Annotated in this window: 12 protein-coding genes, 1 rRNA gene and 1 pseudogene; 2 read left to right on the top strand and 12 right to left on the bottom strand. The window is 50.6% G+C overall.

Features of this window, described 5'->3' with window-relative positions:
• A 16S ribosomal RNA gene (locus ACFSX3_RS17495) occupies window positions 1–107 on the bottom strand; the annotation flags it as partial.
• 494 nt (window positions 108–601) lie between these two features.
• On the opposite strand from ACFSX3_RS17495, the gene ACFSX3_RS17500 reads away from it, so the two are divergent.
• Window positions 602–1,852, top strand: a complete 1,251-nt coding sequence (locus ACFSX3_RS17500; RefSeq protein WP_209988565.1) for an MFS transporter — start codon at window positions 602–604, stop codon at window positions 1,850–1,852.
• A gap of 10 nt (window positions 1,853–1,862) precedes the next feature.
• Here ACFSX3_RS17500 and ACFSX3_RS17505 read toward each other — a convergent pair whose 3' ends face one another.
• From ACFSX3_RS17505 to ACFSX3_RS17520, 4 genes are all read right to left on the bottom strand, one after another.
• Entirely contained in the window at window positions 1,863–3,608 is a 1,746-nt protein-coding gene (locus ACFSX3_RS17505) for a transglycosylase domain-containing protein (protein WP_379254825.1), read from the bottom strand.
• A gap of 98 nt (window positions 3,609–3,706) precedes the next feature.
• Window positions 3,707–4,336 (bottom strand): hypothetical protein, encoded by a 630-nt coding sequence (locus ACFSX3_RS17510; RefSeq protein WP_209988569.1) that lies wholly within the window; start codon window positions 4,334–4,336, stop codon window positions 3,707–3,709.
• 103 nt (window positions 4,337–4,439) lie between these two features.
• Window positions 4,440–5,546, bottom strand: coding sequence for a sensor histidine kinase (locus ACFSX3_RS17515; protein ID WP_209988572.1), 1,107 nt, complete (start codon window positions 5,544–5,546; stop codon window positions 4,440–4,442).
• A gap of 18 nt (window positions 5,547–5,564) precedes the next feature.
• A complete protein-coding gene (locus ACFSX3_RS17520) occupies window positions 5,565–6,272 on the bottom strand; it encodes a response regulator transcription factor (RefSeq protein ID WP_036694776.1) in 708 nt (235 codons plus the stop codon).
• A gap of 182 nt (window positions 6,273–6,454) precedes the next feature.
• On the opposite strand from ACFSX3_RS17520, the gene ACFSX3_RS17525 reads away from it, so the two are divergent.
• Window positions 6,455–7,729, top strand: coding sequence for a molybdopterin-dependent oxidoreductase (locus ACFSX3_RS17525; protein ID WP_209988574.1), 1,275 nt, complete (start codon window positions 6,455–6,457; stop codon window positions 7,727–7,729).
• An 84-nt stretch (window positions 7,730–7,813) separates the two neighbouring features.
• Here the strand turns inward: ACFSX3_RS17525 and ACFSX3_RS17530 are convergent, their stop codons facing one another.
• The 7 genes and pseudogenes from ACFSX3_RS17530 to ACFSX3_RS17560 all read right to left on the bottom strand — a co-directional run bounded on the left by ACFSX3_RS17530 (window position 7,814) and on the right by ACFSX3_RS17560 (window position 15,972).
• Window positions 7,814–8,719, bottom strand: coding sequence for a hypothetical protein (locus ACFSX3_RS17530; RefSeq protein ID WP_379254813.1), 906 nt, complete (start codon window positions 8,717–8,719; stop codon window positions 7,814–7,816).
• A 13-nt stretch (window positions 8,720–8,732) separates the two neighbouring features.
• Window positions 8,733–10,007, bottom strand: a complete 1,275-nt coding sequence (locus ACFSX3_RS17535) for an ABC transporter permease (RefSeq protein ID WP_209988577.1) — start codon at window positions 10,005–10,007, stop codon at window positions 8,733–8,735.
• The gene (locus ACFSX3_RS17540) at window positions 10,004–10,729 is read right to left on the bottom strand and encodes an ABC transporter ATP-binding protein (RefSeq protein ID WP_209988580.1); all 726 of its coding nucleotides are present in this window, start codon (window positions 10,727–10,729) and stop codon (window positions 10,004–10,006) included. The genes ACFSX3_RS17535 and ACFSX3_RS17540 overlap by 4 nt, the downstream gene beginning before the upstream one ends.
• Before the next feature lie 12 nt (window positions 10,730–10,741).
• Complete coding sequence (locus ACFSX3_RS17545; protein ID WP_379258566.1) at window positions 10,742–12,463, bottom strand: alkaline phosphatase; 1,722 nt, start codon at window positions 12,461–12,463, stop codon at window positions 10,742–10,744.
• Between the two features lie 220 nt (window positions 12,464–12,683).
• Window positions 12,684–13,697, bottom strand: a pseudogene (gene ligA / locus ACFSX3_RS17550) (NAD-dependent DNA ligase LigA); the annotation flags it as partial.
• Window positions 13,698–14,108: 411 nt separating this feature from the next.
• Window positions 14,109–14,735 carry a hypothetical protein gene (locus ACFSX3_RS17555; protein ID WP_209988587.1) on the bottom strand — a complete coding sequence of 209 codons (627 nt, stop codon included), beginning with the start codon at window positions 14,733–14,735 and terminating at the stop codon, window positions 14,109–14,111.
• Between the two features lie 256 nt (window positions 14,736–14,991).
• Window positions 14,992–15,972, bottom strand: coding sequence for an SMEK domain-containing protein (locus tag ACFSX3_RS17560; protein WP_379313084.1), 981 nt, complete (start codon window positions 15,970–15,972; stop codon window positions 14,992–14,994).
• Between the last annotated feature and the right edge of the window lie 144 nt (window positions 15,973–16,116).

Genomic DNA, 16,116 nt, shown 5'->3' on the forward strand with positions numbered 1-16,116 from the left:
CGCCGCTAAGTTAATCAGGAGCAAGCTCCATCATAACTCCGCTCGACTTGCATGTATTAGGCATGCCGCCAGCGTTCGTCCTGAGCCAGGATCAAACTCTCCAATTAGGACGCTTACGAAGTAAGCGTCACCTGTATCCTCTTCGGTCCAGCTCAAGCTGAGCGGATGAAGAGGATACAGTATAGAAAGAGCGATTGCTCATTTTGAAACTGACGATTCATTAAATGAATCTTGTAAAAATCAAAGCGTTCCATTTGTTCAGTTTTCAAAGAACTTGCTCCCGGCATTTCAACGTTATGTATCTTGCACAGGAATTAGATCATATCATTTTATTACGTTTGTTGTCAACTTATTTTTCTTCCGCCGCTCAATTCAGCGTCGATGTCTCATAAGCACAAGAGATAATATATCATGCGCTCCAAACGTTTGCAAGTCTTTTTTTAAAAGAAGATTAGGCACCACTTTTTTTGAGGTAATAATGAATAGTTGACCGCTGCCCTGCACAAATTGATTCCCATAGTGCTTCATTTGTCGCTACAATAGAATTTATCTTAATATCCATAAGCACCTTACTTATTAGCTGTTCCTGAAAGGAGTTCCAATGTCCAATAAGACTCTGCCTCAAGCTCCCTCCAGCCCCCTGGAGGAATCACGCAATCTGCAGCAGGCTACCATCTACCGCATTTTGCTCGCCGTCAGCTTTGTTCATTTATTCAACGATTCCATTCAGGCACTGATTCCGGCGATGTTCCCTGTACTGAAAGATAACCTGGTGCTCTCCTACGCCCAGATCGGCTGGATTGCGTTCGCACTGAACCTCACCTCCTCGGTGATACAGCCTATTATCGGCTTCGCCGCTGACCGGAAGCCGCGTCCGATCCTGCTGCCGCTGGGGATGTGCTGCACCTTTGCCGGGGTCTTTCTGCTTGCTTTTGCCGGTAATTATGTATTAGTGATTGTGTCCGTAATGCTTGTGGGCTTCGGATCAGCTGCGTTCCATCCGGAAGGGATGCGCGTGGCTCATATGGCTGCCGGTCAGCGCAAGGGGTTGTCGCAATCCATATTTCAGGTGGGCGGCAACGCCGGTCAAGCCTTGGGTCCTCTATTAATGAAGTGGGTATTCATTCCCTTCGGGCAGATAGGCGCTCTCGGATTCACTGTTATCGCCGCTGCCGGAGTGGCCATTCAGGCCTATGTGGCCCGCTGGTACCGTGAGATGCTGGATGCCGGATATACCTTCCGCAAAAAGTCAGCAACACGCTCCATCGACCCTGCCCGCAGCAAACGTATCCTCATTACAACAGTTATTCTGGTCTTCATCGTATTCGTGCGATCCTGGTACGGCGCCTCCATCGGCGGGTACTATGCCTTCTACTTAATGGACAAATACGGGATGACGCTGGATAAGGCGCAGATCTATATCTTCATCTATCTCGCTGCCGGCGCTGTCGGTACCTTCTTCGGGGGCCCGCTTGCAGACCGTTTCGGCCGCCGCAATCTCATCCTGGTGTCGATGATCGGGACGGTGCCGTTTGCGCTGGCCCTGCCTTTTGTGAACCAGTTCTGGGCGGCCGTGCTGCTGATTATCTCCGGGTTCATTCTACTATCCAGCTTCTCCGTCACTGTGATCTACGCGCAGATGCTGTATCCGGGCAATATCGGGACGGTCTCGGGTCTGATTACCGGCCTTGCCTTCGGGCTTGGCGGAATTGGCTCTGTCGTAATTGGGCATCTGATCGACACGATCGGAATCGCCACGGTGTTCGTAGCCTGCGGCTTCCTGCCGCTGCTTGGCCTGCTGGCTCTGCTGCTGCCCGGTGATAAGAAGCTGGAGGAATGGGCAGCCGAATAAGCAAATCTATTCATAGCATGGAGAGAACCTTGGAGAACATAGCAGCCGCAAACCCGCTGCCGGCAGTCATGTAGTTGTCCGGATCAGAGTGGTCGAAGCCCATCCATACCGCTGCGGTCCATCTAGGGGTATAGCCTACAAACCATAAATCCCGGTTTGCCTTGCCGGGGACTCCTGGCAGATCCAACTGCGTGGTTCCTGTCTTACCGGCGACCGTAACATCCATTCGCGCCCGTCTGCCCGTCCCTTCACTCACTGCCTGACGGAGCATGGCGGTCATATCCGCCGCGGTACGTACAGAAATGGCTTGCTGCGGCGCAGCGACATGTGAATACACCACCTGGTTCTGCGAATTCCTGATACTACGCACCAGATACGCCTTGTTAAGAATGCCTCCATTGGCAAAGACGGTGTAAGCTTGAGCCATCATGAGCGGAGAAACCCCGCTATGCAGACCTCCAAGGGCAATGGCCAGATGGTTGTCTTCTGCAGCGAGTTCCATTCCCAACCTGACGGCAAAGCCACGGGCATAGCTGACCCCCACCTGCTTCAGCAACCATACCGCTGGGGCATTAATGGACTGCTGCAGGGCAACCCTCATGCTCACCTGCCCACGATATACACCGTTCAGATTAGCCGGACTGTAGCTGCCATAGGTTGTTTTAATGTCAGGCAGGAGACTGTCCGGCGTATATTTTCCGCTCTCCAGCGCCGGACCATAATCTATAATGGGTTTGAGCGCGGAGCCTGGCTGCCGGGAAGGAGTTACGGCTCTGTTCAGACCGCCTGTACTCGGGTTTCGCCCGCCCAACAGTGCAGCCACTTCACCGTTCCGCTGGTCCATGATGACCATGGCTGCTTCAGCTCTCTGGTTTTTGCCATCCGGCGGAAATGCCTCCTCCTGTGAGAATGCCCGCTCCATAGCACGCTGCGCCTCAATATTCATGCCCGTCACCAGCGTATATCCGCCTGCGCACAGCTCCTTTCGCGATAACCCTGTCTGCCTCATTGCTTCCTTAATTGCCGCATCCATATACGACGCCCCGACAATCTCTGTCTTATCCTTAACTGGTGGGATATAGGGGCCTTTCATGGCTGCCCTCATCTGCTCGGTTGTTATCAGCTTGTGCTGCTGCATAATCCGCAGGACCAGATCCCGTCTGCCTGCTGACAATTCAAGGTTGTCTACTGGGTTATAGATGGAGGGTCCTTTGGGAATAGCCGCCAGCGTTGCGATCTGCCCGATCTCCAAATGCTTCATATCAGTTATACCAAAATAACGCTCCGCTGCAGATTTCACCCCATATTGCCCTTGTCCCATATAAATTTGGTTGAGATACAACTGCAGAATCTCATCCTTCGATAACTGCTTCTCCAGGGTCAATGCTATCGAGGCTTCGTTCAGCTTACGCAGCAGATTCTGCCCCCGGTTCAGATACAACCCTCTTGCCAGCTGCTGGGTGATGCTGCTTCCACCCTCAGATACCCCCATCCGTACGGTATTGTTGACTAATGCACGGGCTATTCCCTGGTAGTCCAGACCTTTATGGCTGTAAAAACGGCGGTCCTCAACAGCAATGAAAGTATCTATGAGCAGCTGCGGCATTTCTCCTAGTCCTGCTTTGATTCGATAGCCCGTTTCAGGCAGTGGTATTCTCCGCAACACTGTTCCGTCAGAGGCCATAATGACGCTTGATTCCGGTAAAATCATTTTCTCCGGATAACGGTCCAGCATCAGCTTTCCATACTGACTCATATAGATAATTCCTGCTAGCATGAGAATGGCAAGGAGGACTGTCAGATCAAAAACGGTATAGCAAATACGTAGCAGTAATCTCCGTCCTGTTCCCATACTCATACCTGCCGAGTCCAATTCTCCAGAAGCTTTTCCAGCCCCAACGCCTCGTGCTTAGCCATCACCAGATGCTGCAGAACTGCACCGGGGATAATATTGGCCTCTTCCTCTGACTCCGCCACTGTCTGTTCCAGCGTGCGGATCAACGCCCGTGTCCGCAAAATAAGCGCTATGAACTCTTGTGCATCCGGCTCCTGCATTTGTATTTGCGGTGCAGGGGCCGCTGCTGGCCGCAATCCGACCTGATGAATCCGGCGCAGGCTAGCGGCCAGCCGTCTGAATTCCCCACCCGATTGCACCTCAAGGTCCATAAGCTCACAGGAGCCGTGAACCGCCAGTTGTTCTGCGGCGCGCAGTAGCGCGGTGGTATCGTTGGCTGCTTTTTGTGAACGGAGCAGGAACAGCCCTGCACATACAACGGTGAACATCATGACAGCCGCCGGTCTTGCGCCGATATGATTGATGATCCAATGCATGAAACGGACAAACAGCGCAGCCGATTCCGGCGTATACCAGGAGTAGAGCATAGTAAAAATCCCCCGCATAAGAAGCAACAGCCCTGCACTAAGCAGAGCGCTACCGCAGAATATGTAGAGGTAAAGTGTGCGGATCGTGTGTATTTTTGACATCAGCCAATTTCTCCTGCCTCCCCGGGTCTCATCCCATAGCCCAAGGATATCGGCTAAATCTTAAGAAACACCATTGCCACTTCTTAAGAAATACTGAAGATTGTCAGGAGGATACCGGAAATCGGGTAACAAAGTCAGTCCGGGATCTGGTGCTGTGAGCCGTAATCTCCCCATGGTGCCTTTCCACAATTCCCTTGGTAATCGCCAGACCCAATCCCGATCCCCCGGTAATCTGCGATCTGGAGCGCTCCGCCCGGTAGAACCGCTCAAAAATATGTGGAAGATCCCCCTCCGCAATCATCTCGCCGAAATTACTGATCCGCACAACTGCATCGTTACCTTCACAGCTGAGTCCAATCTCAAGCCGTTTCCCGTCCTTCCCGTACCGGATCGCATTGGCAATCAGATTCTCATACGCACGTACCAATTCATAAGGAGCCGCTTCAATCCACAGCGATTCGGTATCATCCTGCAGTTCATAAGTCATGCCTTCACGGGTCAGTGCCGGAACCGATTCCTCCGCAAGCTGGCGCATAAATGCCTTGAGATCGAGCCGTTCCAGCACTAACGGCAGTCTGCTGCTGTTAACCCGCGTGTATTCAAACAAGTCGTCAATCAGCTTGCGCAGCACCAATGACTTCTGATAGGCAATCCCTACATAGTAACGTATCTCCGTCTCTTCCCGGCAGCGGTCCTGTTCAATATATTCTAAAAACCCAAGCACCGAGGTCAACGGAGTGCGGAGATCATGCGATACACCGGTAATCAGCTCGTTTTTGGACTCGACAGCCCTGCGTTCTTCCAGCAGCGAATGCTGTAGCCGCTCAGACATAATATTGATATTCTCTGCAAGTACCCCCAACTCGTCCGACGTTCGAACCTCAATCCGGTGCGATTCATCAAGCTTCGTGATCTGCTGGATACCGCTGGTGATCTCTTCGAGGTACGACACGATTTTACGCGTATAGATGAAGAAGAAAATCAGGAAGCTGGCAATCCCGACAGCAGTCATCAGCGGCGCTGAACCGATATGGTTGATTATCCATTTTAAAGTAAGCGAGTACAGCGCGGAGGGCTCCGCCGGCTTCAGATAAACTAAGGAATTGACCAGCCGATAGCCAGCCAAAAGCAGAGCTGCCCCCGAAAAAATACTTAGCACAAAGGCCCAGATAAACTTCCAGCGGATGGTGCTTATATATTTGGTGTTCACTACAGTTCCCCTCAGCTTTCAGGATGGATGATCCAGTTTGTAGCCAATGCCCCATACGGTCTGCACATAACGGGGTTGCTTTGCGTCCAGCTCGATTTTATCGCGGATATTGCGGACATGCACCATCACGGTATTGCCACCATCCAGAAAAGGCTCATTCCACACTTTCAGATAAATCTGCTCCATACTGAGCACCTGTCCCTGATGCCGCGCAAGAAGTTCCAGGATAGAAAACTCGCGGGGTGTCAGCTTCACCTTGCGATTGTCTACACTTACCTCATGTCGAAGTGTATCTATCAGCAAATCTTCAAAGATCAATTCGTGCTCATTCGTTCTGGCAGAAGTGTCCCGATTCAATTTATGGTAACGGCGCAGCTGCGATTTGGCCCGCGCCACCAGTTCCAGCGGATTAAACGGCTTGCCCACATAATCGTCTGCACCGATGCTGAGTCCAAGGATTTTGTCCATATCGGCATTCTTGGCGGAGAGCATAATGATCGGCATGTTGCGTTCTTCACGAATCTTCATGCAGGCGGCAATCCCATCCATATGTGGCATCATCACATCGAGTATAATGAGATCCACCTCTTCCTTGCCAAGGCATTCAAGCGCCTCCCTTCCGTCAAATGCCTTAAGCAGCCGGTACCCCTCATTGCGAAAATAGATATCCAGCAGTTCCACAATCTCCACTTCATCATCCACCAGCAGTATCGTTTCTTGGTTCACGGGCATTTAATCCTTTCCTTAGCTCTTTCCATTAGTCTATAAGAAAAAGTTCAGAGAAGGCAACCATACGGTCGGGCTTGATCGGGATAATATTATTCAGCGGTGTTTTTTTGCGGTACAATTAGTTAAAACTTAAATTAATATGATGTTGGACACTTATTCATCAACGGGAGGGACTGCAGGTGAAAAAAATATTGACCGGCATCCGCAAAGGATACGGCAAGAAGCTCGTCTCGATTCACTTGTGGAATGCCTGGCTGGTCTTAATCCTTGCCGTTAGTGGTCTGATGCTGGTGGGCGGCTTCTGGAGAGAACTGCTGGGTGAGGGGAGAGTGTGGCTAAAATGGGGCCATATCGGGTTCGGTCTGGCGCTGTTGATCCCTGTGGTCTATTATCTGCTCCTGGCGGCCAAGCACTGGAAGCGGCTGAAGGGTAAAACTGCGCAAAAAGCCAATGTCCTCTTTGTGCTTACGCTTTTGATCGGCTGGCTGATCTCAGGGGTTGTACTCTGGCAGTTCAGGCTCGCCGGGCCTAGAGCAGCGAATACTGCGTTATTCATTCATGATCTGCTAACCTGGGCCGGCCTGCCAATAATCATCTATCACTCCATTACCCGGGTGAAGTGGCTGAAGGAGCCCAAGAAGCGCACGATTATGGCAGAAGCTGTACCTCTAGAAGAGACCTCATCTCCCGCAGGACGGGCGCGGCCTGTGGCTCCATCTGAAGCCCAGCCTATGTATTCACGCCGTGGTTTCATCAAAGTTGCGGTAGGCGCAGGGCTTGCTGTCACGCTCGGTCCCACTTTTGTCCGCTGGATCGGTAAATCCCTGCAGTTCCCGGGTACAGCCGACTATGCGGCAACCAATGCCAATGCATTGATTCCTGACCCTGTTCCGCTGGCGGAATCGGCACCTCCTATCGGCGGGGGAGCCGAGGGCAGCTTTCGCGTATATACAGTCACGGCCATTCCTGCGTTCGACAACTCCAACTGGTCTTTTACCATTGATGGCCTGGTGGATAAGAAGCTGAGCTGGAACTGGGAAGAGTTCGTCAAGCTGCAGCGCGAGGTGCAGGTCAGTGATTTTCACTGCGTGACAGGCTGGTCTGTGTACAAAAATACATGGGAGGGCCTCCCCCTCTCCAAGCTGCTCGATATGGCCGGTGTGCAGCCCGGGGCCGTCATGGTCAAGTTCTACTCGGGAGACGGTGTCTATACGGACTCACTCACCCTGGATCAGGCGAGGATGGACGATATCATGGTGGCCGTGATGCACGATGGCAAACCTATCCCCAATCAGCTCGGCGGGCCGGTTCGTCTCGTTACTCCGCAAATGTATGCCTATAAATCAGTCAAATGGCTGAACCGGATTGAGTTAATCAATGAAGATTATGTCGGGTACTGGGAACAGCGGGGGTACGATAAAGATGCCTGGCTGCCGGGTGCGAAACGGGTATAATGTAGCTTTTGTCCCCTATTTTAGAACAAAAAACCTCCTTTCCCAATTAGGGATTTGGAGGTTTTTTTGTTCTTGCTTAATGGATTACAGGCTTGTGAATGAAGCGTCGTACAGGCGGAACATGGTTTTGTAGCCGGACTCGTCGATCTTGATTCCAACATCCAGGCGCCCCGATATTTCCAGCGGACCTGAGGTGTAGCGCAGCTTACTGCCTTCAGGAACAAACACGATCATAATCTTGTTCCAGTAGGTCTCATCCCCGTTATCGAACGGACACTCTGCACCTGGTTCGGGAATAAGCAGAAACCAGTTTTTCTCAAAAGAAAGGACCTCACCCATAAATCCCTTAATGGTTACCTGCTGTCCGCTGAGATCCCAGAAGTGCTCTGAGGGCCGGGTCTGATCGTCTCCGTCAAAAAAACCGTTCCAGTCTATGGCCGTATTCCCTATGGAGGCAGCAACCGCTGGAGCCGCTGCCTCTGGTGCCACTGACGGGGACGGTGACGGTGACACGCTTAATGCCGGAGCAGATCCAGCCTTGACGGGTTCCGCTACAGCGCCGCTCCCCCCGGTATCCTTAACCGCTACCGCTGGGCGGGGGCTTTGTACAGAAGAAGAGGCGGCCGGACTCGGGGCAGTAGTTACGGTCTTCCTGGAAGCCTTCCGGGTAGAAGTCCCAACTGGTGCAGCAGTTGGCGCGGGAGACGGCTTGAACGTAATCTTCACCTCGGGTCCAGAATCCGTACCATTGGTTGGAACAGCAGACGCAGCAGCCCCGCCTTTGGCAACTTGAGCAGTGGCCTGCGGGGTAGGGGATGCGGACGTCTCTGCTTCCGCCGTGACTTCCTCAGAGCTCTGCGGAGCTTCCGCCACCGCCGCAAAGGACTCCCCGCTGCCTTCGGTAGCAGTATTCTGGCCACATGCCTGAAGCAGCAGCATACCTATCACAGCTCCTGACAGCAGAATCAATCTTCCTTGTAGTCGTATCAATTGAACGTACCTCCTATGATTTGAACAAGGCGAGCGGATGCATCCGGTACATCCGGAAGGCCGGTCCAAGCGAGGACAGCAGACCTATAGCCAGCGCCCCAAGCACAATAAGCCAATGCTCCGGTGTCCAGTGGTAGGGCTCGATTTGAATGCCCGCCTGCGAGAACAGCATGTCCTTGAGCAGATAAGCTCCGAGATGACCGATCACAAGCCCTGCGCTGAGCCCAGTTGTTGTTACCAGCAGGCCTTCTGCCGTTAAGGTCAGCCATACGTAGGCCCGTGATTTTCCGAGAAGACGCAGTATTCCCACATCCTTGGTCCGCTCCGAGGCTGCTGCAACGAGCGATAATAGAATCGCAATACCGGCGAGCAGCACACAAATGGCCGTCAGCATCCCCAGCAGCCGGGAGCCCTGATCCACTGCATTCAACACATCGGACACAGCCTTGCTGGTATACGCCGCCTGAACACCATTACTGCCATCGAACGCCTGCTTCAAATCATGGGCCCCCAGCAGACTGGCCGGCTTAACCAGCACCGCTGTAATCTCACGCTCCTCAGGCGCCAGCCCGTGTACAGCCCAGGCATAGTCTACCGTTGTAAAGACCGCACGGTCATCGGGAGTATGGAGTTCAGGAAGAATGCCTGCTATGGTGTATTGGAAGCTCTCGTGCGCATGCTCCTCGCCATGTTCTTCTTCATGCTCTTCGTCCTCCACATGTCCGGCTGCTTCCTCAGTCCCATGATTCTCCTCATGTTCAGCTTCTGCGGATTCGTGGTCTTCTCCCTGCACAAGTCCATGCGCCCCTGCAAAGGTATCGCCTACCTTCAGTCCCAGGGACCGGGCGACATATGAGCCTACAATCGTATCACCGGTATCGGCATACATCTTGCCTTCCTGCAGCTTGCTGCCGCCGTAGCGGGTGAAGAAATAACCGGAATCTATCCCGACAATGGGATAGCCCTTGTAGTTATCACCTGTGGTCATCGCAAAGGCGGCTTCCACAGACGGGTCCTGCCGTGCCTGATCCAGAACAGCGAGCGGGATATTCCCGGTTGGTGCGCCAATATGATAAAAGGTATTGAGCACCAGTTGTGTCTCACTGCCCGCAGCTCCTATGACAAGATCAAAGGGTCCATAACCCTTCTTGGCCCCCTGCTCAACACTCTGCCGGGACAGGACAAGCAGTACGATAAAAGCCACCGTAATCGCCACCGCACACACGGTGAGCAAGGACAGGAACCGCCGGTGCAGCACATTGCGTAGCGTGAGCCGGAACAGGCTCATAGTGAAATCCCCTCCTTGTCCACCGAACCTGACGAAGACCGTTGCCGGGGGAACGTCTCCCGGCGCACTTCATTGATATCCCGGATGTTCAAGCGGCGCGGAAACCGTTCAGCCATATTGAGGTCATGGGTTACCACGATTAAGGTGTGTCCATGAGCCGCGCTAAGCTCCATGAGCAGAGAGGAAATCTCATCTGCCGTCTCCCAGTCCAAGCTGCCTGTAGGTTCATCCGCCAGCAGAAGCGGCGGGTTATTCACCATGGCCCTCACAATGGCAACGCGCTGCTGCTGCCCGCGTGAGAGCTGGGAGGGCAGATGTCTTCCGCGGCCCCCCAGGCCCACCTGCTCCAGCCAGCCGTCCACTATGCGCCGTCTCTCCTTTTGCGGAAGCTGGACCGTCATAGCAATCTCGACATTCTGCCGCGCGGTCAGCGAAGGAATCAAATGGAAGTCTTGAAGCACATAGCCGATAGCAGATGCACGTAAGGCATCGCGCTTCGCCTCGCTCAACTCATGAAGCGGCTGCCCATCTACGGCAATTCTGCCGCTGTCTGCACTCATGATGCCGCTGATCAGATGCAAAAGCGTGCTTTTACCGGACCCGCTGGGTCCGGTAATGGCTACGCGCTCTCCCTTTTCAACCTTCCAAAGGGGGATATCAAGAATCGGTACAGCCCTGCCATCCACTGTGAATTGTTTGGTCAAATTCTGAATCTGGAGCAATAAGAGCCACTCCTATCTGAGTACAATGCGTTCGGACAACGCATCCCAGGTTAAGGTCGTGCCCTTCAACTGGTTGAACGCACTAAGCGGAAGGTAGAGTACATTGTTATCCACATCCACTGTGTATGCGGCCGCTTTGCTGTTCAGCTTCGCTGTTTTACCGGTCAGATCGACCTCGATCGTATTCTTTCCAATAGCGAGCTTGGCAGCAGAAGCAGTCCCTGTATAGGTTCCTCCAAGCGCCTTCACCAGTGGCTGTGCCGGGTAGAGCACCTCATTGTCGCGGCTGATTTTGAACTTCGGATAGACATACTTCGACTGTAGCTCTGCGGAACGCTTGTTCAAATCCAGCCCCAGTATTCCTGCGCCCGCCGTTGCGATCTGCGTATTGTCGATCTGTCCCTTCACCTTGTCAGCAATCGGGCCATACGCCCACACCCCAACATCCACCGCAGAGTGGCCATGACCCGACCAGCCCACCAGCAGGCGCTTGGAAATCACTGCATTATATGCACCTTCCCGTTTGTAAGAAGAACCGTCACCGTTCATAATCTGGGTAACTTCCTCATCCGTCAGATCTGTAATCCAGGTGTTTGCGGTTACGATTTTGCGGATCTCTTCCGGTGTCTGCGCTGCTTCAAGATCCGCTGCCAGCGTCTCAGAGGAATGCTTCTGCTTGTTCCACAGATCGATGTTGATCTCATAGATATTGTCACGTGAGAGTGAGAGGCCGCCTGTCTCATGGTCAGCCGTAACCACCACGGAGGTGTTGCCGTTTTTCTTCGCAAAATCAACGGCTGCCTTGAAGGCTGCGTCGAAGTCGAGTGCTTCCTGCACGAGGGTCGGCAGATCGTTGGCATGACCGGCATGGTCGATACGCCCGCCTTCAATCATCATGACGAAGCCGTCTTTATCCGTGGACAGAATATTCAGTGCCTTGGAGGTCATCGCTGCCAGGCTCGGAATTTCCGGAGTGCGGTCTGGAGTATAAGCCACATGGGAGTTGCCGAACAAGCCTAACACCTTGGTATTCTTGGAAGTGAGTGCATTTAAGGCTGTGGTATTCTCAACGACCGTGTAGCCTTTGGCTTTGAAGTCAGGCAGCAGGTTCTTATCCGTACGCTTGCCCTTCTCATCCTTGGTCAGGAAGAACTGCTTCCCGCCGCCCATCAGCACATCCACTCCGCTCTCCAGATACTGTGAGGCAATCGCCGATTCATTGTCACGGTTACGGACATGGGATGCGTATACGGCTGGTGTGGCATGGGTGATACGGGCAGTGGTCACAAGGCCGGTGGCCTTGCCCGCACTCTCCGCAGCTTCGATAATAGAAGCAAAGGGCCTCGAGACATCCTCATTCGAGACGCTGATGCCCGCGTTATAGGTTTTATGGCCTGTAGCAAATGCAGTACCGGCTGAGGCGGAGTCTGTGACGATCCCGGATACGATTTTACCGCTGTCCTCTCCCCGGTCTGCATATGTAGTAGCTTGTCCCACGTAGTATGGATCGAGGTTCAGGTGCTTGACACCCTTGGTATATTGCTGAAAATATCTTGCCGCAGACACTTGGGCCGGGCCCATGCCGTCGCCGATCAGAACGATAAGATTCCTAGACTGGGCCTTGGCAGCACCCCCGGAATTAGCCGGGCTCTTGGCCGCACCTGCAAGTGTTGCTCCTGATACTACGGCTGCCGCCAATCCTCCAACAATCATGCCCCTCATTAACTTGTTCATCATATACCCCTTCCTCATTATGACGGTTCTAAGCCTAAGCTTACCTTGGAAAGGTTAACTAACTGTCAAAATAAGTATGGTGTTGTATTAAATTATCAAATGTTCATGTGAGACATATAAAGGCTATTCATATAAAAAGCCCTGTATCCCTCCGCCGTCAGGCAAAGGAAGTACAGGACTCCTGTTCTGTTACATTCAATATCCGTTAATAATCCTTATTCTACATCTCCAGCAAGCGGATCAGCTCGTCTTCATCCTCAATGACTTGAATGCCGAGCTGCTGGGCTTTGGTCAGCTTGCTGCCTGCCTTCTCCCCGGCGATGACCAGATCAGTCTTCTTGGAGACGCTGCCGGATACCTTGGCTCCCAGAGCTTCCAGGCGTTCGGCGGCTTCCTCGCGGGTCATTTTTTGCAGGGAACCGGTCAGGACAACTGTTTTGCCGCTGAAATAGGTATTGGTATTGACTACACGCGGAGCTTCAGCCCCCTTGGCCTCTACCCCCAGCGCACGCATACGGTCGATGCTAACCACTACGAACGGGTCGGCAAAATAATTCACGATGCTCTCCGCCACAATTCCCCCGATATCCGGCAGCCCGGCCAGCTCCTCCGCTGTAGCAGACATGACGGCTTCCAGGCTGCGGTAATGGTCGGCCAGCATTCTTGTTGTGGCTTTGCCGGTATTAGGAATGCCGAGTGCATAGAGGAAGGATGCCAAATCTCTGCCTTTGCTGTCTTCGAGTGCCTTCAGCAGATTCGCCGCCTTCTTCTCTCCGAACCGCTCCAGCTTCACCAGTTGGTCGAAGGTTAGCTCATACAGATCCGCAGGCTCCCGTACACTAAGCTCCTCATGCAGCTGAGCCGCCGTCTTCTCACTGAACGTCTCGATATCCATGGCATCTCTGGACGCAAAATGGGTAATCCGGCTGACAATCTGCGGCTTGCAGTCAAGCTTGTTGTTGCAGAACAGATGAGCGCCGCGCATCTCCAGCGGGAACCCGCAGGCCGGACACTCCTCAGGAAATAGTATCTCCCCGCCGTCACTCTCTTCTGTCACCTTGCCCAGAATCTCGGGGATGACATCATTGGAGCGGCGGATGAACACCCGTGTGCCCAGGGCAAACTTCAGATTCTTGCGCTCAATATCGCCCACGTTGTTAAGGGTGCAGTTCTGCACCGTAACCCCGGCTAGTTCTACAGCCTCCACCCGCGCGAGCGGCGTGACCTTGCCGGATAAGCATATTTTTCATTTTATACTTTTGTTTAAATGGAAATTCACCTCATTTTCATTGCATGGTCAACGATAGTCCCAGTCCTTGAGCCACTCCTTCAATACATTACTACAATTAGAGCATAGCTTTGACATAGAAGCCATTAAATTAGCAGGCGAGGACTCATCGGTATTATTCTCGGCTTTCCCATTTATAAAATCCTTACGGACAGCTTTAATAGCTTAGCAGTCCTCCACACAGTAAGGTTATTCATATCTGCTGACCATAGAATCGCGAATCACAGGTTTAACCATCATTTAATCAAGTTCGATCCTGTTGTTTGAATTAGAGATTTATAATAGCATCATACAATCTCCCATGGTTTAGCTTTTTGAGGATTGATGGTTATATGAATAAACGTAGAATTAATTTCGTTATCTTGTAATAGGTAAATATCGGATCTCCATTACAGACGCTCTGTAGATGTAGAATAAAACATTGTCTCCATTTGTCAATGTGTACGAACTAACATAGCAATTTTCACCTTCATAAATACCTTTTACCTGCTCGAATCTTTTTTGATTTCTATGTAGCGCTGATTTCACATCTTGCAATAGTGTTGCACCACTACTGATCTTCTTCAATTCAGTCCCACCATCCAAGTAAGATATCATTTCTTGTGTAACTACAAACGGCCATTTATTATCCATACATTGTTTAATTTCTGGCCATGGGAAACCTTCGGTTCCTTGTCGATAAAAATTAATCGTATCGGGTGAGGATATTGAAATATTTAACACCCTATAATTCTCAATAAGTTTCTCATGAAATCCTTCTTTTTGTTCTAACGTTTCTCCCTCGGCCTCCGTTATCACCTTTTTAATTTGTTCCAAAACACTGAGGGAAACAGAGCATACAAACTCACCACGTATGTCCCGACCGCCTTCCCACCTTTGTCTGAAGAGTCTATCTCCGTTTACAGTAAAAGCATATGTATTAGAAGTATATAAGTCTGGAACATCCAACAATTCAGTCACTTTTTTAATAATTTGCTTATCCATTTTTAAACACCTCGTTTATAGTCTGTCATAATCAAATCCATTAACTACCTAGACTATGACTATTGTCTTGGATATTCACAAGCAGGAATATATTGTTGAGAGATCAAGTCAAGTGGGCTTAATGCATCTTTCTAATCAATAAAACTACAGTTTTATTTTGCTTTTGGTCGTTAGAGGAACAGTATATTTATCTCCTTAACAACTAAGTATAAAGGAAAGGCGACTTCAAATCAGATGCTATTCATCTTCACGTTGCTCAGTTCAATAAATTGAAGCTTATTTTCCCAATGAGATCTTCAAAAGAGATGTTCTTTGCAATGCAATATTTATGAAGATATTTAAGCATCTCTTCTCCGTTCACATAATATTGAAGGACAAATCGATTTTCTCCTTCTCGGGCATCCTTATCGATAAGATCCGCATGCTCAAGACGCGAAATCTCGGTAAAAAATTCTTCTGAAGATAATTCTAATCTCCCCGACACAGTAGCAGCATTGAATTCCACCCCGTTATACGAGGTTTTCTTTTCGACAGCCTGTGTCGCATGCCATAAAAATAAACGTGTTTGTTTTGGCAAATTCGCTAGTGTGTCAGCAAGTTGTTTAAGTGCTCTTAATTCATTAATTTTGTCATTAATCTCCTCAAACTTACAATATGCTAAGTAAGATTCTGCATTGAACGGAGATACCAGACCCGGGACAAAATTGTATAGCGGTTTTTTAATTAAATCAATGTACACATTAATGGCTCCATTGATATAATTTCGAGCTGCAGAAAGTTCATCATCATCAAGTGCATCAATAGCCAAAATTAAATCATTAATATCCTGTACGATGATTTGGTAATTTTTTTCCTCCACATCCGCAAAATAACCGTCGTGCTCCCCTCTTTTAAACGGGTAAGGATTTTTAGCTGGTGGATTAAAGCGCTTTTCTCCGATAATAAAGTGCAGCAAGGTGTCGTAATCATCGTGCATCTTGTTATCTTCAAATGCACGTACAGTGCGATCTAATTTTGCTTTAGAACCATTTGATGTAATCTGAACAGCGTATCGATTTTTCTTATCCTTAAGGTCAATAGCTGGATAATTCTTTTTTTCTATGGTCTTTAGTTTAAACCCATACATACGATTAAAAAGTTCCGCAAAAAAAGGCTCACATAATTTATTAATCGAATGCAATCCAAGTTTATTCGAACTGAACCTGACATAATACTGAAGTAAGGACAATCCCTTCATGATATCCTCTAGGTCTTTCATCCGCTGAAATGCCAAAGTGAATTCCTACTTTCTTCTCCAACTTTGCCTACCCTCCCAGTATAATATATTGAAATGAGGCCATGCCAGTTCAATGAAGTAATTGCCTTATACCTTTGCACCTGA

It is taken from the genome of Paenibacillus rhizoplanae, assembly GCF_042684125.1.
GTDB lineage: Bacteria > Bacillota > Bacilli > Paenibacillales > Paenibacillaceae > Paenibacillus_AQ > Paenibacillus_AQ rhizoplanae.

Excerpts from the sequence above, each read along its gene's own strand:
- ACFSX3_RS17500 (WP_209988565.1), top strand. The coding sequence starts at position 602 with ATGTCCAATAAGACTCTGCCTCAAGCTCCCTCCAGCCCCCTGGAGGAA.
- ACFSX3_RS17505 (WP_379254825.1), bottom strand. The coding sequence starts at position 3,608 with ATGAGTCAGTATGGAAAGCTGATGCTGGACCGTTATCCGGAGAAAATG.
- ACFSX3_RS17510 (WP_209988569.1), bottom strand. The coding sequence starts at position 4,336 with ATGTCAAAAATACACACGATCCGCACACTTTACCTCTACATATTCTGC.
- ACFSX3_RS17535 (WP_209988577.1), bottom strand. The coding sequence starts at position 10,007 with ATGAGCCTGTTCCGGCTCACGCTACGCAATGTGCTGCACCGGCGGTTC.
- ACFSX3_RS17545 (WP_379258566.1), bottom strand. The coding sequence starts at position 12,463 with ATGAACAAGTTAATGAGGGGCATGATTGTTGGAGGATTGGCGGCAGCC.
- ACFSX3_RS17555 (WP_209988587.1), bottom strand. The coding sequence starts at position 14,735 with ATGGATAAGCAAATTATTAAAAAAGTGACTGAATTGTTGGATGTTCCA.
- ACFSX3_RS17560 (WP_379313084.1), bottom strand. The coding sequence starts at position 15,972 with ATGAAGGGATTGTCCTTACTTCAGTATTATGTCAGGTTCAGTTCGAAT.